We start from the raw sequence: 19,712 nt of genomic DNA on the forward strand, positions 1-19,712 counted from the left end.
GACCATTGACGACAAAGGGACAAGGTTATCATGCGCACGGCAAATCGACTGTTGTTGGCTGGGCTGTTGGTATTTTGTCCCCTGGTGATTGCAGCCGAGGATTCTCCTGCGGACGCTCCAGACGTTACCATTCGCACCGACGGCGACAAGACCATTCAGGAGTACCGTCAGAACGGATTTCTTTATGCGGTGAAAATCACGCCCAAGAATGGAAAACCTTACTTTCTTGTGCGTGCCGATGGTACGAGTCCCAATTTCATCCGTTCGGACCAACCGGACATGCTGATCCCTCAATGGGAAATATTCAGCTGGTAACACCCTAAATTCACTTAATTTTGCTGGCAGTCCTGATATGTCCGTTTTTACCCCACTGGCTCGGCCCGAGCTGGAAACATTTCTTGCCCCGTACGGGCTCGGCCGTTTGCTCGACTTTCAAGGCATTGCCGCAGGTAGTGAAAACACCAATTACTTCATCAGTCTGGAACAGGGCGAGTTCGTCCTGACCCTCGTCGAGCGTGGCCCTATTCAGGATTTGCCGTTCTTCATCGAACTGCTGGACGTGCTGCACAACGCCGACTTGCCGGTGCCTTACGCCCTGCGCACCACCGATGGTCAGGCGCTGCGTGAACTTGCGGAAAAACCGGCGCTCCTGCAGCCGCGGCTGCCGGGCAAGCACATCAGTGAACCCAACACCCAGCATTGCGTGCAGATCGGCGAGCTGCTCGGCAATCTGCATCTGGCGACGCGCGGCAATGTTCTGGAGCGCAAGACCGATCGCGGCCTAGACTGGATGCTCAGCGAGGGCACGAACTTCCTTTCGCATCTGGGCGAGCCACAAAGAACACTGCTGGAAAAGGCCTTGCAGGAGATCGAAGCGCTCAAGCCGCAGATCATGGCGTTGCCTCGGGCCAACCTGCACGCCGACCTGTTCCGCGACAATGCCCTGTTTGAAGGTACGCACCTGACCGGGCTGATCGACTTCTACAACGCCTGCTCCGGCCCGATGCTGTATGACCTGGCCATTGCGTTGAACGACTGGTGCTCCCATGAATACGGCCAGATCGACCCGGTACGCGCCAGAGCCCTGCTGGGCGCCTATGCGGCCTTGCGACCGTTCACCGCTGCTGAAACAAAACTTTGGGCAACCATGCTGCGCGTGGGGTGTGTGCGTTTCTGGCTGTCACGCCTGATCGCGGCTGAGTCCTTTGCCGGGCAAGACGTGCTGATCCATGATCCGTCAGAGTTCGAGAAGCGCCTGGCACAGCGCCAGGATGTTCATCTGCCGTTGCCGTTTGCGCTGTAAAGAGGTTTTTCGCGCATGAATTCGCTCCTACGCCGAAGGAGCGAATTCATGCGCGAAGCAAGCGCTACAAACCTTCCAGGCACCCCGCCAGATCATCACCCAGCTTCTGCAACACCTGCTCATAACCTTGAGCCGTCGCCGGTGTGTAGCCGCCCAGTGCATCCAGTTCAGCCAGTTTCACCGGCAAGCCCGCCGTCAGGGTTTCGGCGAGGCGCGGACGCAATGGCGGCTCGCTGAACACACAGGTCTTGCCCACTTCCTTCAAGCGCTCGCGCATGGCTGCGACATGCTGGGCGCCGGGCTGGATCTCTGCTGCGACGCTGAACACGCCGGTGTGCTTGAGCCCATAGGCCTCCTCGAAGTAGTCGAAGGCTTCATGGAAGACGAAATAAGGTTTGCCCGACACAGCGCTGACGCGGCTTTTGATCCGGGTATCCAGCGCATCGAGACGCTTGGCGAAGGCTTCGGCATTGCTCTTGTAGCGAGCGGCGTTGTCCGGATCGGCGGCGCCGAGGTCGGTAGCCATCTTCGCGGCAATCACCCGGGCGTTGAACGAGGACAGCCACAAATGCGAGTCCAGGCTGCCCGGCCGGTGATCGTGGTCGTGCTCGTCTGCACCATGACTATGGTCGTGATCGTCATGTGAAGCATTGTCAGCCTCGAAATGACGCAAATGCATGCCGGGCAAACTTTGCACAGCAACCGCTGGCAGTTTGCGGCCCTGAATGACACGCGGCAGGAAGCTTTCCATGTCCGGGCCGATCCAGTAGAGCAGTTCGACCTCGTTCACACGCCGTACGTCGGATGGACGCAAGGCATAGTGATGCGGCGATGCGCCGGGCGGCAAAAGTACTTCAGGTGTACCCACGCCATCCTGTACGGCAGCCGCAATCAGTTGCAATGGCTTGATGCTGGTCAGGACCCGAACCTCGGCCTGGGCGGGGGCGGCAGCCAGCCAACTGGCCGACAAAACGACAAAAAGGTTAAAAAGACGGCGCACTTGAACCACTCATATAAGACAGGAACGGGTAACATAATAACGTCTCTAGCAAATATCGTCGCCGCTCATGCCTATTACACCGCTGGCCAGCCGTCCTCATGATCACTCACATTGCGTGCATTCCGCGCTCACAGAAGCCGATGCGCTGTGCGCCAGCAAAGGTCTGCGCCTGACCACGCTGCGTCGTCGCGTGCTGGAACTGGTCTGGCAAAGTCACAAGCCGTTGGGTGCATACGACATCCTTGCCGTGCTGAGCGATGAAGACGGTCGCCGCGCCGCGCCGCCTACCGTTTACCGGGCGCTGGATTTCCTTCTGGAAAACGGCCTGGTGCATCGCATTGCCTCGCTCAACGCCTTTACCGGCTGCAACCACCCGACCCACGCGCATCAGGGCCAGTTCCTGATCTGCCGCGAGTGTCACGCCGCCATTGAACTGCAGCATGCTTCCATCAGCGATGCCGTGATCAATGCTGCCAAAGAAGTCGGTTTTCAGGTTGAAGGCCAGACCGTCGAAATCGTCGGCATCTGTTCCGGTTGCAAGGCCGCATGATGAGTAATGCGTTGATTCGCCTGGAGCAGGTCGCTGTCACGCTCGCCGGGCAAAACGTGCTGCACAATATTCAGTTGAATGTCAGCCCTGGCGAAATCGTTACCCTGATCGGCCCCAACGGCGCTGGCAAGACGACGCTGGTGCGTGCCGTGTTGGGGCTGCTCAAGCCCGATGCCGGTACAGTCTGGCGCAAGCCTGGCCTGCGGGTCGGTTACATGCCGCAAAAGCTGCATGTGGACCAGACCCTGCCTCTCTCGGTGCTGCGCTTTCTGCGGCTGGTACCGGGCGTTGATCGTTCGGCGGCTCTGGCTGCGTTGCAGGAAGTGGGTGCCGAAAAGGTCATCGACAGCCCGCTTCAGGGGATTTCCGGCGGTGAGATGCAGCGCGTTCTGCTGGCCCGTGCCTTGTTGCGCGAACCTGAGCTGCTGGTCCTCGATGAGCCGGTGCAGGGTGTCGACGTGGCAGGTCAGGCCGAGCTCTACAGCCTGATTACCCGTTTGCGGGATCGTCACGGTTGCGGCGTGTTGATGGTTTCCCATGACCTGCATCTGGTGATGAGCACCACCGATCAGGTGGTGTGCCTGAACCGTCATGTCTGTTGCTCCGGCCACCCGGAACAGGTCAGCAACGATCCGGCGTTCGTCGAACTGTTCGGCAAGAATGCGCAAAGCCTGGCGATCTATCACCACCATCACGACCATGCCCATGACCTGCATGGCGAAGTCGTGAGTGGCGACGCGACGCCCGCGTCCCCTGTTCACACCCATGTCCATGGAGACAACTGCAAGCATGGCTGATTTTCTTCTTTACGCCTTGCTCGCAGGCCTGGCCCTGGCAGTGGTCGCGGGGCCTCTCGGGTCGTTCGTGGTCTGGCGGCGCATGGCGTATTTTGGCGACACCCTTTCTCACGCTGCCCTGCTGGGTGTGGCGCTGGGCTTTCTGCTGGATGTCAGCCCGACGATTGCCGTGACGGTGGGCTGTCTGCTGCTGGCGATCCTGCTGGTCACGCTGCAACAGCGTCAGCCCCTGGCTTCGGACACGCTGCTGGGGATTCTTGCCCCGAGTACCTTGTCCCTTGGGCTGGTGGTCTTGAGCTTCATGCATGAAGTGCGTATCGACCTGATGGCCTACCTGTTCGGTGACCTGCTGGCGATCAGCCCGACGGACCTGGCCTGGATTCTGGGCGGCAGCGCACTGGTTCTGGTGCTGATCGTCTGCCTGTGGCGACCGTTGCTGGCGGTGACGGTGCATGAGGAACTGGCCAAGGTCGAAGGCCTGCCGGTAGCCTCGCTACGCATGACGCTGATGCTGCTGATTGCTGTGGTGATTGCTGTTGCGATGAAAATCGTCGGGGTTCTGCTGATTACTTCGCTGTTGATCATTCCCGCAGCTGCGGCACAACGTCACGCCCGCTCTCCGGAACAAATGGCACTGGGCGCAAGCCTTATTGGCGTGACGGCTGTGTGTATTGGGCTATCGTTGTCATGGTTCAAGGACACCCCGGCCGGACCGTCTATTGTGGTATCCGCTGCGGCTCTGTTCTTGCTCAGCTTTGTTCTCCCCAAGCGAGCGGTGTAGACTTGCTCGTTTTTTGCGCAACTTAGAGAATCGCAGGAATGAAGCCGCTCGCCTCCCGTTATCTGCTGCTTTTCGCATTTTCCATCCTGTTGGGTGCCTGCCAGAGTGCCCCGACTGTTGAAACGCCTGTGGCTGAAGCTCAGCCAGACGGGTTCGCTCAGCTGGAGCAAAGCATTACCAGCAATGAATTGGCGACTGCTGAAGAGCAATTGGCGACCCTGCAGGCTGCAGCACCTACTGACATCCGCCTGGAACCCTTCCAGCGCAGGCTGGCTGAGGCCTATCTGAGCCGTAGCCAGATCGGCCTGCAGAAAGGCGACATGAACGCCGCGGCTGCCGCCTTGAGCCGCGCTCGTGCGCTGATGCCCAAGGCTCCGGCGCTGACCAGCGGGGTTAATGGCGCCATTGCTCATGCCCGCAAGGCCGAGCTGGAAAAAGCCGAAGCTGAATTGCGCGCTGCTGAAGCCAGGCGCATTGCGAAACTGATCGACCCGGACGCCGAAAGCACGACCATCGATTTGAAAATCGGTGACATGCCGCAATTGCGTCGCCAACTGGATGCGATTGCCTCAGACGCCGTAGCTTTCAATTGCGAAGTGCTGTTGCAGGTTCCTCGCACCGATGACTACCCATGGCTGGCAACATTGCTGACCAAGCGCGTGGTCAAGATCAATCCTGATTTCGAGCTGGAACTGCGCCGTCAGATCGAGCGTGATGAGTCAGCGCAGATTGTTTTGACGCCGGCCAAGCCTGTTCGCGAATGAATTCGCTCCTACGGAGCGAATTCATTTGCGAAAAACCCCTACGCAATCAGGCAGGTACAGCCTTGGCTTTCGGTTCTCTATCCCACACCCGATGCTGTGCGATCGCCTTGAAGAACGCATCGTATGAGCCGTCGGGCGTCACCAGCAGCCCGGCGTCCTGATCCAGATGCAGCAGATCCAGCAGCGCCTTGGCATCGCTGGCCAGCGCGATGGCCTTGAGGTGTTTGTAGGCTTCCAGCACGAAATGCAAGGCAACCCCGTCCGTGCTCAAGGCTTTTATCGAGTCCTTGCCGCCTGGGATGAATACGGCGTCGAACGCCACTGACGGCAGGCCTTCCATCGACGCATCCACCGGCAGACTCTTGCCGTTGGCGGTCACTACGGGGGCAGAAGTCGGCCCCAGCACTTTACCGTGGGCACCTTCGGCCTGCAGAGCCGCTTTCAAGGCCTCGACGGCTTTGCCGTCCACGCCATTGGCCACCAGGATTGCGACCTTGCGCGAAGCGATGTCGCCCGAGAGCAGGTTGGCCTGGCTCAATGCAGGCGACTGCTTGATCGACGAGTCTCTGACAGACACTGTTCCGGCTTTTGGCGCAGGCAGGCCCAGGTTCTGTGCAACGCGACCCGCCAGTTCCAGATCGATGTTGGCCAGAATCTCGTTCACTGTCCGTGCCCGGATATATTCACGTTCCACCTTGCCCAGCTCGAAACTGTAAGCCGAGATGATGTGTTCTTTCTCGTGCTTGCTCATGCTCCGGAAGAACAGCGTGGCCTGGGAGAAGTGATCGCCAAAGGACTCGCTGCGCTCGCGTATCTTGTGCGCATCGATGCGCTCCGGGTACGACTCGAAACCACCGTCCTCTGCTGCGACAGGGGTTTCCTTTGGCCAGCCACCATCAATGGAATTCGGCTCGTAGGACGTGCGGCCCTTGTGGATCGTCGTGCGATGTTGCGCATCGCGCTGCCCGTTATGGTTGGGCGCTACCGGCCGGTTGATCGGGATCTCGTGGAAGTTCGGCCCGCCCAGGCGACTGATCTGGGTGTCGGTGTAGGAGAACAGCCGGCCTTGCAGCAGCGGGTCATTGGAGAAGTCGATGCCTGGCACGATATGACCGGGGCAGAAGGCAACCTGCTCGGTTTCGGCAAAGAAGTTGTCCGGGTTGCGGTTGAGCACCATCTTGCCCAGTGGTGTTACCGGCACCAGCTCTTCGGGAATGATTTTGGTGGGGTCCAGCAGATCGAAGTCGAAGGCATGTTCATCTTCTTCGGCAACGATCTGTACGCCCAGCTCCCACTCGGGGTAGTCGCCCGTTTCAATGGATTCCCACAGGTCCCGGCGATGGAAGTCGGTGTCCTTGCCGGCCAGCTTCTGGGCTTCATCCCAGACCAGCGAGCAAACGCCGTATTTGGGTTTCCAGTGAAACTTCACGAAGGTCGATTTGCCTTCGGTATTGATCAGGCGAAAGGTGTGAACGCCGAAGCCCTGCATGGTGCGCAGGCTTTTCGGAATGGCGCGGTCGGACATGGTCCACAGCACCATGTGCGCCGACTCAGGAACCAGCGATACAAAATCCCAGAAGGTGTCGTGAGCAGAGCCTCCGGTGGGAATCTCGTTATGAGGTTCTGGCTTCACGGCATGCACGAAGTCCGGAAACTTGATGGCATCCTGAATGAAAAACACCGGCATGTTGTTGCCAACCAGGTCGAAATTGCCTTCATCGGTGTAGAATTTGACCGCAAAACCGCGGACATCCCGCACCGTATCGCCCGATCCCCGTGGCCCTTGCACGGTGGAGAAGCGTACGAATACCGGGGTTTTCTTGCCTGGATCGCGAAGAAAGCCGGCCTTGCTCAGGGTGGCGTGATCGTCATAGCTCTGGAAATAACCATGCGCCGCAGTACCCCGCGCATGAACGATCCGCTCCGGAATACGCTCATGGTCAAAGTGAGTGATTTTCTCGCGCATGATGAAGTCTTCGAGCAACGAAGGACCCCGGCTACCGGCCTTGAGCGTGTTCTGGTTGTCGGCGATTCTGACGCCCTGATTGGTGCGCAGCGCCTGTTTCGTGGCATCGGAGCGGAACGGTTCGAGGCTATCCAGTTTCTCGTTGGTGTTGCCACGATCAAGGGTGTCGGTTCCTGCCAGTTCGCTTTTGGGTGCATTGCTTACAGGCGGCTTTTTCGGGCTAGACATCGGGTGCGTCTCCTCATTCCCTGGCCCTGACTTCATGTCGGGCTCTTTGATCCAGTTCCCTTGGCAAGCCACGGGAATCACGGTGTTAAAGGAGTGACCTGTCTGGCAAAGTGCCGTTCAGTAAATTTTCCGGTAAGTGGCACCACCGGTCGCGTTATGCCAATTGAGCATGTTTGCTGGCAAATAAATGCTAAGCAGTGCTTTGCGGAAAGGCTAAAATGCGCGCCCGGCTTACCCCGCCGAGGTAACGAAGCAAGTGACTGTCTTGTCACTGCGCTGATTTTTTAACGCGCCCCCACAAGGTTCGCTCCGTGATCGAGTTTCATAACGTCCATAAAACCTATCGGGTTGCAGGCAAGGATATTCCGGCCCTGCATCCCACCAGCCTGCGTGTCGAAGATGGCCAGGTATACGGCCTGATCGGCCATTCCGGCGCTGGCAAAAGTACTTTGCTGCGCCTGATCAACCGCCTTGAAACCCCGAGTGGCGGGCAAATAGTGGTCGACGGCGAAGATGTCACGGCACTGGACGCCAACGGCCTTCGGCGTTTCCGTCAGCAGGTCGGGATGATTTTCCAGCACTTCAACCTGCTGTCCTCCAAGACCGTTGCCGACAACGTGGCCATGCCGCTGACACTGGCGGGCAATATGTCCCGCGACCAGATCGATCAGCGAGTGGCCGAGCTGCTGGAGCGTGTCGGTCTGTCCGACCATGCCCGCAAGTACCCGGCGCAACTGTCCGGCGGCCAGAAGCAGCGCGTCGGCATTGCCCGCGCCCTGGCGACCAAGCCCAAGATCCTGCTGTGCGATGAAGCCACCAGCGCTCTGGACCCGCAGACCACTGCATCGGTGCTGCAGTTGCTGGCCGAGATCAATCGCGAGTTGAAACTGACCATCGTGCTCATCACCCATGAAATGGACGTGATCCGCCGTGTCTGCGATCAGGTGGCCGTGATGGACGCCGGTGTGATTGTCGAGCAGGGCAATGTGGCCGATGTGTTTCTGCACCCGCAGCATCCGACCACCAAGCGCTTCGTCCAGGAAGATGAGCAGGTCGACGAGAACGAGCAGCGTGACGACTTTGCCCATGTGCAGGGCCGCATCGTGCGCCTGACCTTCCAGGGCGATGCCACTTACGCGCCGCTGCTGGGTACCGTCGCCCGGGAAACCGGTGTGGACTACAGCATCCTGGCGGGCCGTATCGACCGCATCAAGGACACACCATACGGGCAACTGACGCTGGCCATTACCGGCGGCGACATGGAAGCCGCCTTCGCCCGCTTCACCGCCGCTGACGTTCATATGGAGGTGCTGCGCTGATGGACGCTTTCCTGAATCTGTTTTCCAACGTCGACTGGTATGAAATCTGGGTCGCCACGGGCGATACCCTGATCATGCTCAGTGTCTCGCTGGGTTTCACCATCCTGCTGGGCCTGCCTCTGGGCGTGTTGATGTTCCTGACCTCGCCTCGCCAGTTGCTGGAACACAAGCAGCTGTATGCGACGGTCGGGTTGATCGTCAACATGCTGCGCGCCCTGCCCTTCATCATCCTGCTGATCGTGATGATGCCGCTGACCGAGATCATCACCGGCACGTCGCTGGGCATTCTCGGTACGTTGCCACCGCTGATTGCCGGTGCCACGCCATTCTTCGCCCGCCTGGTGGAAACCGCCTTGCGTGAAGTGGACAAAGGCATCATCGAAGCGACCCAGGCCATGGGCGCCACGACCCGGCAGATCATCCTCAAGGCGCTGTTGCCCGAGGCACGTCCCGGCATTCTGGCTGCCATTACCGTGACGGCCATTGCGCTGGTGTCCTTCACTGCCATGGCGGGTGCCGTGGGGGCTGGCGGGCTGGGTGATCTGGCAATCCGCTATGGTTATCAGCGTTTCCAGAACGACGTGATGTTCGTGACGGTCGTATTGTTGCTGGTGTTGGTGCAGATTCTGCAAACCGTCGGCGACAAGCTGGTCGCGCACTTCACCCACCGTTAACCGAATTTGTTGGTTGGGCCTGCTTGGTGCGGGCCTCATAAAAGGAGCTGTTGCATGAAAAAACTATTGGCCGTATTTGCCGCCGTTACAGCATTGTCTGCGCAGGCCAATGAAACCCTGAGCATCGCCGCGACTGCTGTGCCGCAGGCCGAGATTCTGGAGTTCATCAAGCCAACACTGGCCAAGGAAGGCGTGGACCTGAAAATCAAGGTCTTCACCGACTACATCCAGCCGAACGTACAGGTTGCCGAAAAGCGTCTGGACGCCAACTTCTTCCAGCACCAGCCGTACCTGGATGAGTTCAACAAGGGTAAAGGTACCGATCTGGTTACCGTTGCCAAGGTTCACGTAGAGCCGTTCGGCGCTTACTCGGACAAGTTCAAGAAACTGGAAGACCTGCCAAACGGCGCAACCGTCGCGCTGCCAAACGATGCCACCAACGAAGGCCGTGCTTTCCTGTTGCTGGCCAAGGCCGGTCTGATCACCCTCAAGGACCCGACCAGCATCCTGGCTACGCCTAAGGACGTTGCGAGCAACCCGAAGAACCTGAAGTTCCGTGAGCTGGAAGCTGCAACCCTGCCGCGCGTGCTGACCCAGGTCGATCTGGCGCTGATCAACACCAACTACGCGCTGGGCGCCAAGCTCGATCCAACCAAGGATGCGCTGGTGATCGAAGGTGCTGAATCGCCTTACGCCAACATTCTGGTTGCTCGCCCGGACAACAAGGATTCGGACGCCATCAAGAAACTGGCTGCTGCGCTGAACACCCCGGAAGTGAAAGCGTTCCTCGTCGAGAAGTACAAAGGCGCTGTGGTTCCAGCGTTCTGAAACCGGAACCCTGTAGGAGCGAATTCATTCGCTCCTACTGGTTTCTTTGCAACAACCCTGGCAATTGCACTACCAGCTTCTGGCTGCTCAACGGTGCACGAATGAACCCGCGCTGCGTGCCGTCCGGCCCCAGCAATGCCAGGTTCCCGCTGTGGTCAACGGTGTAGTTCGCCTTACTGGTATCGGCAGGGATGAACGGAATGCTCACCGCATTGGCCAGCTTCTGAAGGTCTGCCACCGAAGCGGTCAGGCCGATGAATTCCTTGTCGAAATAACCCAGGTATTGCTTGAGCTGCTGCGGTGTGTCGCGATTCGGGTCGACGCTGATCAGCACCACGCGCAAGTTGCCGACCACGTCCTTGGGTAGCTCGCTCTTGATCTGGCGGATCTGTGCCAGCGTGGTCGGGCAGATGTCCGGGCAGAAGGTGTAGCCGAAGAACAGCAGCGTCCATTTGTCCTTCAACTGATTGATGACAACGGGCTCACCGTTCTGGTCGATCATCTTCAGGTCAGGCAGGTTACGGCTCTGCGGCAACAGGATGATGCCCGCATCGATCAGGGCTGTCTGATCGCCCGCTCCTTTGCCCGACAGCACGCGGTTGAAGGTCAGGCCCAGGATCAAGGCCACGATGGCGACAAGGATGAATACGGTTTTCTGGGTTCGAGTCATGGTTTCAACAGTAGGTAGTGATCTGCGAGCAGGGCAACGAACAGCAGGAACAAGTAATGGATAGAGTACTTGAAGGTGCAGATTGCCGCGTGCGGTCGAGTGCCACGGTACAGCACACGGCTCCAGTGCAGGAAGCGCAAACCCAGCAGTGATGCACAAATCAGATACGCCAGGCCGCTCATGTGAATCGCATAAGGCAGCAGACTGACCGCGAACAGGATGCAGGTGTACAGCACGATATGCACTTTGGTGTAGTGCTCGCCATGGGTGATCGGCAGCATCGGGATACTCGCCTTGGCATATTCGGCCTTGCGATGGATGGCCAGCGCCCAGAAGTGTGGCGGGGTCCAGGCGAAGATGATCAGCACCAGCAACAGGGGTTCGGCGGTAACTTGCCCGGTAACCGCCACCCAGCCCAGCAAGGGCGGCGAAGCGCCGGCCAGCCCTCCGATGACAATGTTCTGTGGTGTGGCACGTTTCAGAAAGCCGGTGTAGATCACGGCGTAGCCCATCAGCGACGCCAGGGTCAGCCAGGCGGTCAGCGGATTGGTGAACGCCAGCAGCAGAAACTGCCCGGTCAGCGTCAGCAGCAAGGCCAGAATCAGGGCGTGTTCCGGCGCTATTCGCCCCTGGGCAATCGGTCGTTTTTGAGTGCGGGCCATCAGCGCATCGATATGTCGGTCCACCACATGGTTGATAACGGCGGCACTCCCCGCACACAGCCCGATGCCCAGATTGCCGAACACCAGAATCGTCCATGGCACGCTGTTGTGGCTGGACAGCAGCATGCCGACCAGGGAAGTCATCAACATTAGCGCCACGACTTTGGGTTTGGTCAGCTCCAGGTAATCACGCCATAGCGCCTGACGTTCCTGACTCAATACGCTCATGGCAGTGTGTCCTTTTTCACAGGCAGCACATTGGCCCATGAGGCCGCCAGGCATGCTCGATCAGGGTTGCGGCGTTTGCTGCTGAAGGCAGCTCGTGTACGAAAACTGATCAGTGTCAGGGTCAGCATCAAACCCGCGCCTCCCGCGTTGTGAGCCATCGCAACAGGCAGGTGCAGACTCAGCAGCACATTGCCGAACCCCAGGCCGATCTGTATGCCGAGGGCCAGTGCCAGCAGTATTGCCAACCCCTTGAGGCCGGCGCGCTTGAGCTGCCAGGCCAGGGTCAGCAGTACGCAGGCCACCAGCAGTGCGCCGAGTCGGTGTGTCAGATGAATCGCAGTGCGCGCTTCGTTGTCGAGTTTGCCGCCTAGATAATCGGGGCCGATGTGCTGGGTCAGGTGGAAACCATTGGCGAAGTCCGTTTCCGGCCACCATTGCCCTTGGCAGGTGGGCAGGTCGGTGCAGGCCAGCGCTGCATAATTGGCACTGACCCAGCCGCCCAGGGCGATCTGTAGCGTGACCAGCACCAGCCCCAGCGCCGCCAGGCGTTTCAGGCGCTGGGGCAAGTGTGGTAATGGCGCGAAGGCGCCACTCAGGCGCAGGGTCAGCAGAAACAGCAGACTCAAGGTGGCCACGCCTCCCAGCAGATGCGCCGTGACCACTTGCGGCCAGAGTTTGAGGGTTACGGTCCACATGCCGAAAGCCGCCTGAACGAAGACCACTGCCACCAGCAGCAAAGGCAGTTTCAACGGTTGCCCGGCCAGATGGCGACGCTGCCAGGCTTTTATGGCCAGCCACAGAATCGTCAGGGTCAGCCCGCCCGCGAAATAGCGATGCGTCATCTCGCTCCAGCCTTTTCCTGCATGCACCGGAGCGTCTGGAAAGTGCAGTTGCGCATGAGCCAGTTGCCGCTCAGTGGCGGGCACGCCGATGAATCCGTAACAGCCCGGCCAGTCAGGACAACCCAGGCCGGCATGGGTGAGCCGTGTATAAGCACCGAGTAGCACCACGAACAACGCCAGCAGCGTGGCAAGCAAGGCGATACGAAATCCGGGTCGGGCCATGACGACCTCCCTTTATCCGATGTTCGACAGTTTCAGGAGTTGGCGCAGGTCGATCAGCAGGTCCTTGCCGTTGACTCTGGGGTCATAGCGCAGCACAAGGTTGCCGTGGGGATCGACGATCCACAGTTGCGGTGCATTGTCGGGCGCCAGCTTCCGGTAGCGGACAACATCCAGCGGATAACGCTGCAGTTGTGGATAGTCCTGGTGAAGCGTCTCGGCATAGTCGTCACTGAGCGGTGCATTCGTGGCCAGGGCATGGCTGGCCCGTGTGGCATCGCGACCCAGACCGATCTGGACCTGCCGCGCCAGATACACCAGTTGCTGGCAGTCGGCATTGCACTGCCCCGGCGCGCTGACCAGCAATTGCCAGCGCTGCTCATCGGCCTGGACTCCCAGGTCGGCGCGGCTCTGGCCGTTGCCGATCAACTGGCCGTGATAACTGCGACTGTCCGGCACCCAGAAGTTGAAGCGGTACATGCAGGTGGCCAGGATCATTGGCCCGACAGCGATCAGCACCAACACCAGCAGTTGCAGACGCCCTTGTCGTCGCTTACGAAACTCAGATACGCCGACGGTGTTCATTATTCTTCTCCCGGCTGTTTCTGTTGCGCCAACCCCAATACACACCCAGACCGAACAGTGCCGTGGCCAGGGCGAACCACTGCACGGCATAGCCCACATGTTTTTGCGGATCGATTGCCACGACCGGCCAGTCAACGCGATACGCGGCACTGCCCGGCTCAAGTCGCAGTTCGTGTGGATAGCCCTGGCGATCCAGCGCTGCCCAGAGCGTGCCGGGCATGACGGCGGTCACCAGTTTCGGCCACGAATCGTTCAGCGCATCGGCTTGCAGGTGAAAGCTTTCGCCCAGAGGGACATGGACCCAGGCAGTCAGATCCTGCGGCTGGCTTGGGGTCGTGAATGCTGGCGGCGTACGCCGGTCCGGCCAGGGCAGCCAGCCGCGATTTATCCACAGCCATAACCCGCTGGGTTGGTCCTGGAAGGGCTGGAGCAATTCGACACCGGCCTTGCCGTCACGGGTGCTGTTATCGAGCAGCAGGCTGTGGGCTGCATCGAATCGTCCCTGCAATTGCACGCGCCTGTAGGCGGGGTCTTCGATATCCAGCAGTCGGACGATATCGATGGGTTCGGCCGCCTGGCGTTCGGCGTGATGAGCGAGAATTACGCGCTTCTCTTCGGCCCGGTTCAATTGCCAGAAACCGAGCATGAGCAGCAGTGGCAGCGCTGCCAGCATCAGCAGCACAGGCCCCGAACGCCGGATGAAGCGGTTCATCCCGTCGCCCGTTCCGGCATCAGGGCCGTGCCTATACTCCATTGCATCATGGCGATTGCTCCTGGAGTTTTCTCATGCTCAAAGCAGCGATTGTTCTTATGTTGGCGGCCACCATCACCTGCCTGTTCAGTGGCCTGTTCTTTCTGATCAAGGACGACAACCAGTCGACCCGGCTGCTCAAGGTCCTGGCCCTGCGGGTCATCCTCGCCGCCCTCACCCTGGCGCTGATTACCTGGGGTTTCTACAGCGGTCAGTTGGTGTCACATGTGAACTGGTAACGGCCTCACAAGACATACACAAAGGTGAACAGGCCGACCCACACCACATCCACGAAGTGCCAGTACCAGCTCGCGGCCTCGAAACCGAACTGATGCTCGGCATCGAAATGCCCGCGCAGAATCCGCATCAACATCACAAACAGAATGATCGTGCCGATGGTGACGTGGGCGCCGTGAAACCCGGTCAGCATGAAAAAGGTCGCGCCATAGATCCCGGAGCCCAGGGTCAGGCCAAGCTCTTGATAGGCATGGACGTACTCTTCAGCCTGCAGGATCAGAAAACTGCAGCCCAGCAGCACGGTGACGGCCAGCCAGCCTTTGAGCGCGCCGCGATGGGCTTTTTTCAAGGCGTGGTGGGCAAAGGTAATGGTCACGCTGGAGCTGACCAGCAAAATGGTATTGATCAGCGGCAAATGCCACGGATCGATGACGCCCTTGGGTGGCGGGAACAGTTTCGGATCGGGGTTTTCCAGCAGCGGCCACTGGAACTGAAAGTTCGGCCACAGCATGTTCGAGATGCCGTTGGAGCCCTCGCCACCCAGCCACGGGCCGGTCCAGACCCGCACGTAAAGCAGCACGCCGAAAAAGGCCATGAAAAACATCACTTCGGAAAAGATGAACCAGACCATGCCCCAGCGAAACGAGCGGTCCATCTGCGCGCTGTACATCCCGGCCCGTGCTTCCTTGACGACCGCACCGAACCAGCCAGCCATCATGTAGGCCACCAGAAGACCGCCCACGAAAAAGATCAGCGGTCCGTTGGATTCCGGCCGTCCAGCCTTCAGGTCATTGAACCAGGTGCCCAGGCCGAACATTGTGACCAGCAGGGCCAGCGTGGCAATGATGGGCCATTTGCTTTGCGCCGGAACGTAATAATGCTCATGGGGCGTAGCCATTTGAGCGTCTCCTTCAGCCACCGTTTTTCACGACAGGCAGAACGGGGGGCTGGCGTGCAGTGATATCGAACAGCGTGTAGGCCAGAGTCAGGTGTTTCACGTCTTTGGGCAGGTCGCGATCAACAATGAAGCGCACCGGCATTTCGATCCGCTCTCCCGGTTGCAGCATTTGCTGGGTAAAACAGAAGCATTCGGTCTTGTGGAAGTAAGCCGCCGCCTGACCGGGGGAAATACTGGGCACGGCCTGCGCCGTCATCGCTTTGTCGGTGGGGTTCTGCGCCACGAAAATCATCTCGTTGACCGCGCCTGGGTGAACCTCGATCTCTTCGGTCCGCGGATGAAACGCCCAGACCATGTCCACTGCATTGGTCGAGATGAACTGCACACGCACCAGCCGCTGCTGATCGATCACCTGCGAGCCCTGATACTGGCCACCGGTCTTGCCATTGATGCCAAATGCCCTGCACATCACGTCATACAGGGGCACCAGCGCGAAACCAAAGGCAAACATCACCACCACTATCAGCAGCAGGCGAGCGACGAGGCCTTTGATCGAATGCACGTTGCTCATGGCAGTACTCACTTCACTTCGGGCGGTGTGCTGAAGGTGTGATAAGGCGCGGGCGAAGGCAGTGTCCACTCCAGCCCGTCAGCGCCATCCCAGGGCTTGGCTGGCGCAGGCGGGCCGCCGCGAATGGTCTTGATCACGATGAACAGGAAGAACAGTTGTGTCGCACCAAAGGTGAAAGCCCCGATGGACGACACCATGTTGAAGTCTGCGAATTGCAGGTTGTAGTCCGGGATGCGGCGTGGCATGCCCGCCAGGCCAAGAAAGTGCATCGGGAAGAACGCCAGGTTCATGCCGATGAATGACAGCCAGAAATGCAGTTTGCCCAGGGTTTCGTCATACATGTGCCCGGTCCACTTGGGCAGCCAGTAATAGGCCGAGGCGAAAATGCCGAAGATCGCCCCGGGCACCAGTACATAGTGGAAGTGCGCCACCACGAAGTAGGTGTCCTGATACTGGAAGTCGGCGGGCGCGATGGACAGCATCAGCCCCGAAAACCCGCCAATGGAAAACAGGATCACGAACGCCACGGCGAACAGCATGGGCGTCTCGAACGTCAACGAACCCTGCCACATGGTACTGACCCAGTTGAACACCTTGACCCCCGTCGGTACGGCGATAAGCATCGTTGCGTACATGAAGAACAGTTCGCCCACCAGAGGAATGCCCACCACGAACATGTGGTGCGCCCACACGATGAACGACAGAAAGGCGATGCTCGCCACGGCGTAGACCATTGAGGTATAGCCGAATAACGGCTTGCGCGAGAACGCGGGAATGATCGAGCTGACCGCCCCGAAGGCCGGCAGGATCATGATGTACACCTCGGGATGACCGAAAAACCAGAACACATGTTGGAACAGCAACGGATCACCGCCGCCTGCAGCATTGAAGAAGCTGGTCCCGAAATGGATATCCATCAGCATCATGGTCACGCAGCCGGCCAGCACCGGCATGACCGCGATCAGCAGAAACGCCGTGATCAGCCAGGTCCAGACGAACAGCGGCATCTTCATCAGGGTCATGCCCGGTGCCCGCAGATTGAGGATGGTTGCGACGACATTGATCGCGCCCATGATTGAGCTAATTCCCATCATATGGATAGCAAGTATGAAAAATGTCACGCTTTCGGGTGCATAGGTCGTCGAAAGAGGCGCGTAGAAGGTCCAGCCAAAGTTGGGGCCGCCGCCCGGATGAAAGAGTGTTGAAACCAGGAGCAGGAAGGCAGCAGGCAGCAGCCAGAAGCTGAAGTTGTTCAGGCGCGGCAAGGCCATGTCCGGCGCGCCGATCATCAGCGGAATCATCCAGTTGGCCAGGCCGACAAAGGCCGGCATCACGGCCCCGAAGACCATGATCAGGCCATGCATGGTGGTCATCTGATTGAAAAAGGCCGGCTCGACGATCTGCAGGCCCGGCTGGAACAGTTCGGCGCGAATCACCATGGCGAACGAACCGCCCAGCAGGAACATCGTGAAACTGAACCACAGGTACATCGTGCCGATGTCCTTGTGATTGGTGGTCAGTACCCAGCGCATCAGGCCTTTGGCGGGACCATGCGCGTGGTCATGGCCATGGTCATCGATTACTGCACTCATGTTTCAGTCTCCTGCGCGCTCATTTCTGTGACTGCTTGAAGGCCAGCACATCCTTGGGGCTCAGCATGTCGCCCTTGTCGTTACCCCACGCATTGCGCTCGTAGGTCACGACCGCTGCGATATCCACTTCTGAAAGCTGTTTGCCGAAGGCTGCCATGGAGGTTCCGGGCTTGCCGTTGAACACGATGTTCAGATGCCCTTCGAGGGGACCGGTGGCGATCGGCGAACCCTTGAGCGCCGGGAACAGGGGCGGCATGCCCTGCCCTTCAGGCTGGTGACAGGCGGCACAGACGGTGTGATAGACCTTGTCGCCGTGGGCGATGAGTTCTTCCCGTGTCCAGTTCTTGTCGGTCAGTTCCTTGAGTCGGGCGCCTTCTTCCTTGCGCTCGGCCAGCCAGGCCTGGTAATCCGCCGTGGACTTGGCCTCTACCACGATGGGCATGAAGGCGTGGTCCTTGCCGCACAGTTCGGTGCATTGGCCGCGGTAGATGCCGGGCTTTTCGATGCGGGTCCAGGCTTCATTGACGAACCCGGGAATCGCGTCGCGCTTGACCGCAAAAGCAGGCACCCACCAGGAGTGGATCACGTCGGCCCCCGTCACCAGAAAGCGGATCTTCTCGCCAACCGGCAGCACCAGCGGCTGATCGACTTCCAGCAGGTAGTGTTCGCCCTTGGTATCGCGGTTCTGGATCTGGCCGGTGGAGGTCGCCAGGTTGCTGAAGAACTCCACATCCTGCCCCAGGTACTTGTAGTGCCACTTCCATTGATAGCCGGTGATCTGGATATCCACATCCGATTCGGTGGCGTCATACATGCTGATCAGGGTGCGGGTCGCCGGGATCGCCATGGCGACCAGAATCAGAAAGGGGACGAGGGTCCAGAGAATTTCGACGGTCGTGTTTTCGTGAAAGTGGGCGGCTTTCTGCCCGAGGGAGCGTCGATGCATGATCATCGACCAGAACATGGCGGCGAACACCACAAGACCGATCACGACACATATCCAGAAGATGGTCATGTGCAGATCGAACACCGCGTTGCTGACGACAGAGGCGCCAGGCGCCATATTCGTTGTCCAGGCTGCTTGCGCCTGGCCAAATATTTGCCACAACACGAGCCCCATCCAAACGTATGGACGTCGCTTCATCGCGGGGTCCCCCAGCTTGTTATCCGGCAGACGTTGTCTGCGGCCAAGGAGCGGCTTGCGAATTCACTGACATCATGCCCGGATGACCCAGGTCTACAGCGTTGCGGCCTTCAGCCAACTTCTCTCACAGCCGAGTATAGACATCGCCAGAGAGTGCGCAACGCGATGGGCGAACCATCCATATAGATGTATGGGGTTTTATTAAGATCGTAAGATAAAGGTCTAGAAAGAGTCTTTTAATAACGAATACATATAAATGTTACTTAGTTATGAAAAATGCGTCTTAGGGAGGCAGCCAATCAGGCTAACGTATGACTTCCCTAATAACTACCTGGTTTTAAGCCCTCAGGAGCCTTCATGAACACCGCCGCATTGCGCGAGCAGATTCAGCGTGCACATCAACACGAAGCCGAAACAGGCCAATTGCTACAACAACTGGAACTCCAACTACCCCACCTGCATCCCGCCATTGATCTTCCGGATGTCGACGCAAAAGGTGTACTGACGCGCTTTGTTTCTGCCTATATCGAGTTGGTACCGGACCTGCTGGACGCTGCTCACGAAGTTGCAGTTCAGGCGGGTATAGAAGGACAGATAGAGCCTGTCCTGAAAATTGCCGAGCAGTTTTTCGTTAGTCCGCCAGCCATCATGGCCGGTCATGAAGGGCTCGACAGTCTGTTGGATGAAGCGTATCTGGCACATCGCCTTGTAGAAGAGGTGAATGACCTCTACATCAAGCATTTCGGCCGACCATTGATCCCTTCAAACACGGTTGTTGCCAGTGTGATTGCCCACCAGTTGATCGGTGAAGAGTTCGCCAACCAGCTCGATGAAGCCGTACATCATGCAGTTGACCAGTTACTCGATGATGAGAGCTTTGCACTGGAATCGGTCGAAACCTACCGTGAGCGCCTTGATAGCCCCGACACTGAAGAAGCATGGAAACGCTGGCCGTGCCTGTCACGTCAACTGGGCATCGGCCTGGAGCTGGGGCGCCCCGAGGCCTGATGCTGTCGGTCGTTGTAATAATGTCTTTGCGAGCAAAGGAAGGAGAGTCGGCAGGCGCTCCGCTGCTTCGCGAAGACGCCCACCGCTGACGCGAG

22 protein-coding genes are annotated in these 19,712 nt (G+C 58.9%); 11 read left to right on the plus strand and 11 right to left on the minus strand.

Annotated elements, in window-relative coordinates:
* Window positions 1-30 precede the first annotated feature (30 nt).
* Together CKW23_RS18305 and CKW23_RS18310 are read left to right on the plus strand one after the other, a co-directional pair.
* Window positions 31-315 carry a DUF2782 domain-containing protein gene (locus tag CKW23_RS18305; protein ID WP_025257808.1) on the plus strand — a complete coding sequence of 95 codons (285 nt, stop codon included), beginning with the start codon at window positions 31-33 and terminating at the stop codon, window positions 313-315.
* Between the two features lie 37 nt (window positions 316-352).
* A complete protein-coding gene (locus CKW23_RS18310) occupies window positions 353-1,303 on the plus strand; it encodes a homoserine kinase (RefSeq protein ID WP_025257809.1) in 951 nt (316 codons plus the stop codon).
* A gap of 64 nt (window positions 1,304-1,367) precedes the next feature.
* Here the strand turns inward: CKW23_RS18310 and znuA are convergent, their stop codons facing one another.
* Entirely contained in the window at window positions 1,368-2,303 is a 936-nt protein-coding gene (gene znuA, locus CKW23_RS18315; RefSeq protein WP_025257810.1) for a zinc ABC transporter substrate-binding protein ZnuA, read from the minus strand.
* A gap of 67 nt (window positions 2,304-2,370) precedes the next feature.
* On the opposite strand from znuA, the gene CKW23_RS18320 reads away from it, so the two are divergent.
* The 4 genes from CKW23_RS18320 to CKW23_RS18335 are packed head-to-tail and all read left to right on the plus strand — an operon-like array spanning window position 2,371 to window position 5,195.
* The gene (locus CKW23_RS18320; protein WP_025257811.1) at window positions 2,371-2,853 is read left to right on the plus strand and encodes a Fur family transcriptional regulator; all 483 of its coding nucleotides are present in this window, start codon (window positions 2,371-2,373) and stop codon (window positions 2,851-2,853) included.
* A complete protein-coding gene (gene znuC, locus CKW23_RS18325) occupies window positions 2,853-3,650 on the plus strand; it encodes a zinc ABC transporter ATP-binding protein ZnuC (protein ID WP_025257812.1) in 798 nt (265 codons plus the stop codon). Before CKW23_RS18320 ends, znuC begins: the two co-directional genes overlap by 1 nt.
* Complete coding sequence (gene znuB / locus CKW23_RS18330; protein ID WP_025257813.1) at window positions 3,643-4,431, plus strand: zinc ABC transporter permease subunit ZnuB; 789 nt, start codon at window positions 3,643-3,645, stop codon at window positions 4,429-4,431. Before znuC ends, znuB begins: the two co-directional genes overlap by 8 nt.
* 38 nt (window positions 4,432-4,469) lie before the next feature.
* Window positions 4,470-5,195, plus strand: a complete 726-nt coding sequence (locus tag CKW23_RS18335; protein ID WP_095068095.1) for a PA5502 family lipoprotein — start codon at window positions 4,470-4,472, stop codon at window positions 5,193-5,195.
* 46 nt (window positions 5,196-5,241) lie between these two features.
* Here the strand turns inward: CKW23_RS18335 and katE are convergent, their stop codons facing one another.
* Window positions 5,242-7,425, minus strand: coding sequence for a catalase HPII (gene katE, locus CKW23_RS18340; protein ID WP_074569065.1), 2,184 nt, complete (start codon window positions 7,423-7,425; stop codon window positions 5,242-5,244).
* A gap of 275 nt (window positions 7,426-7,700) precedes the next feature.
* On the opposite strand from katE, the gene CKW23_RS18345 reads away from it, so the two are divergent.
* From CKW23_RS18345 to CKW23_RS18355, 3 genes are read left to right on the plus strand one after another with little or no spacing between them, the layout of a single operon-like run.
* Complete coding sequence (locus tag CKW23_RS18345) at window positions 7,701-8,708, plus strand: methionine ABC transporter ATP-binding protein (RefSeq protein ID WP_025257816.1); 1,008 nt, start codon at window positions 7,701-7,703, stop codon at window positions 8,706-8,708.
* A complete protein-coding gene (locus CKW23_RS18350) occupies window positions 8,708-9,382 on the plus strand; it encodes a methionine ABC transporter permease (RefSeq protein ID WP_025257817.1) in 675 nt (224 codons plus the stop codon). Before CKW23_RS18345 ends, CKW23_RS18350 begins: the two co-directional genes overlap by 1 nt.
* Before the next feature lie 54 nt (window positions 9,383-9,436).
* Window positions 9,437-10,210 carry a MetQ/NlpA family ABC transporter substrate-binding protein gene (locus CKW23_RS18355; RefSeq protein WP_025257818.1) on the plus strand — a complete coding sequence of 258 codons (774 nt, stop codon included), beginning with the start codon at window positions 9,437-9,439 and terminating at the stop codon, window positions 10,208-10,210.
* Window positions 10,211-10,244: 34 nt separating this feature from the next.
* Here CKW23_RS18355 and CKW23_RS18360 read toward each other — a convergent pair whose 3' ends face one another.
* Genes CKW23_RS18360 through CKW23_RS18380 form a run of 5 tightly spaced genes read right to left on the minus strand, consistent with a single transcriptional unit; the run spans window position 10,245 to window position 14,128 of the window.
* Window positions 10,245-10,880 (minus strand): SCO family protein, encoded by a 636-nt coding sequence (locus CKW23_RS18360; protein ID WP_025257819.1) that lies wholly within the window; start codon window positions 10,878-10,880, stop codon window positions 10,245-10,247.
* A complete protein-coding gene (gene cyoE, locus CKW23_RS18365; protein WP_025257820.1) occupies window positions 10,877-11,770 on the minus strand; it encodes a heme o synthase in 894 nt (297 codons plus the stop codon). Before cyoE ends, CKW23_RS18360 begins: the two co-directional genes overlap by 4 nt.
* Window positions 11,767-12,834, minus strand: coding sequence for a heme A synthase (locus CKW23_RS18370; protein ID WP_025257821.1), 1,068 nt, complete (start codon window positions 12,832-12,834; stop codon window positions 11,767-11,769). The genes cyoE and CKW23_RS18370 overlap by 4 nt, the downstream gene beginning before the upstream one ends.
* 12 nt (window positions 12,835-12,846) lie before the next feature.
* Window positions 12,847-13,416: a hypothetical protein gene (locus CKW23_RS18375; RefSeq protein WP_025257822.1), complete on the minus strand. Its 570-nt coding sequence runs from the start codon at window positions 13,414-13,416 to the stop codon at window positions 12,847-12,849.
* On the minus strand, window positions 13,394-14,128 hold the full coding sequence (locus tag CKW23_RS18380; protein WP_025257823.1) for an SURF1 family protein: 735 nt from the start codon (window positions 14,126-14,128) through the stop codon (window positions 13,394-13,396). The genes CKW23_RS18375 and CKW23_RS18380 overlap by 23 nt, the downstream gene beginning before the upstream one ends.
* 74 nt (window positions 14,129-14,202) lie before the next feature.
* Here CKW23_RS18380 and CKW23_RS18385 point away from each other — a divergent pair, with 74 nt between their 5' ends.
* On the plus strand, window positions 14,203-14,406 hold the full coding sequence (locus CKW23_RS18385) for a twin transmembrane helix small protein (RefSeq protein WP_025257824.1): 204 nt from the start codon (window positions 14,203-14,205) through the stop codon (window positions 14,404-14,406).
* Between the two features lie 5 nt (window positions 14,407-14,411).
* On the opposite strand, the gene CKW23_RS18390 is transcribed toward CKW23_RS18385, so the two are convergent.
* The 4 genes from CKW23_RS18390 to coxB are packed head-to-tail and all read right to left on the minus strand — an operon-like array spanning window position 14,412 to window position 18,609.
* Window positions 14,412-15,302 (minus strand): cytochrome c oxidase subunit 3, encoded by an 891-nt coding sequence (locus CKW23_RS18390; RefSeq protein ID WP_095068096.1) that lies wholly within the window; start codon window positions 15,300-15,302, stop codon window positions 14,412-14,414.
* Window positions 15,303-15,315: 13 nt separating this feature from the next.
* Window positions 15,316-15,873 (minus strand): cytochrome c oxidase assembly protein, encoded by a 558-nt coding sequence (locus CKW23_RS18395; protein ID WP_025257826.1) that lies wholly within the window; start codon window positions 15,871-15,873, stop codon window positions 15,316-15,318.
* 8 nt (window positions 15,874-15,881) lie between these two features.
* On the minus strand, window positions 15,882-17,465 hold the full coding sequence (gene ctaD, locus CKW23_RS18400) for a cytochrome c oxidase subunit I (protein ID WP_025257827.1): 1,584 nt from the start codon (window positions 17,463-17,465) through the stop codon (window positions 15,882-15,884).
* A 19-nt stretch (window positions 17,466-17,484) separates the two neighbouring features.
* Window positions 17,485-18,609, minus strand: coding sequence for a cytochrome c oxidase subunit II (coxB, locus tag CKW23_RS18405; protein ID WP_025257828.1), 1,125 nt, complete (start codon window positions 18,607-18,609; stop codon window positions 17,485-17,487).
* A 357-nt stretch (window positions 18,610-18,966) separates the two neighbouring features.
* On the opposite strand from coxB, the gene CKW23_RS18410 reads away from it, so the two are divergent.
* A complete protein-coding gene (locus CKW23_RS18410) occupies window positions 18,967-19,617 on the plus strand; it encodes a hypothetical protein (protein WP_025257829.1) in 651 nt (216 codons plus the stop codon).
* The last annotated feature ends 95 nt before the right edge of the window (window positions 19,618-19,712 follow it).

This window comes from Pseudomonas sp. Irchel 3A18, from assembly GCF_900187465.1.
Classification (GTDB): domain Bacteria; phylum Pseudomonadota; class Gammaproteobacteria; order Pseudomonadales; family Pseudomonadaceae; genus Aquipseudomonas; species Aquipseudomonas cichorii.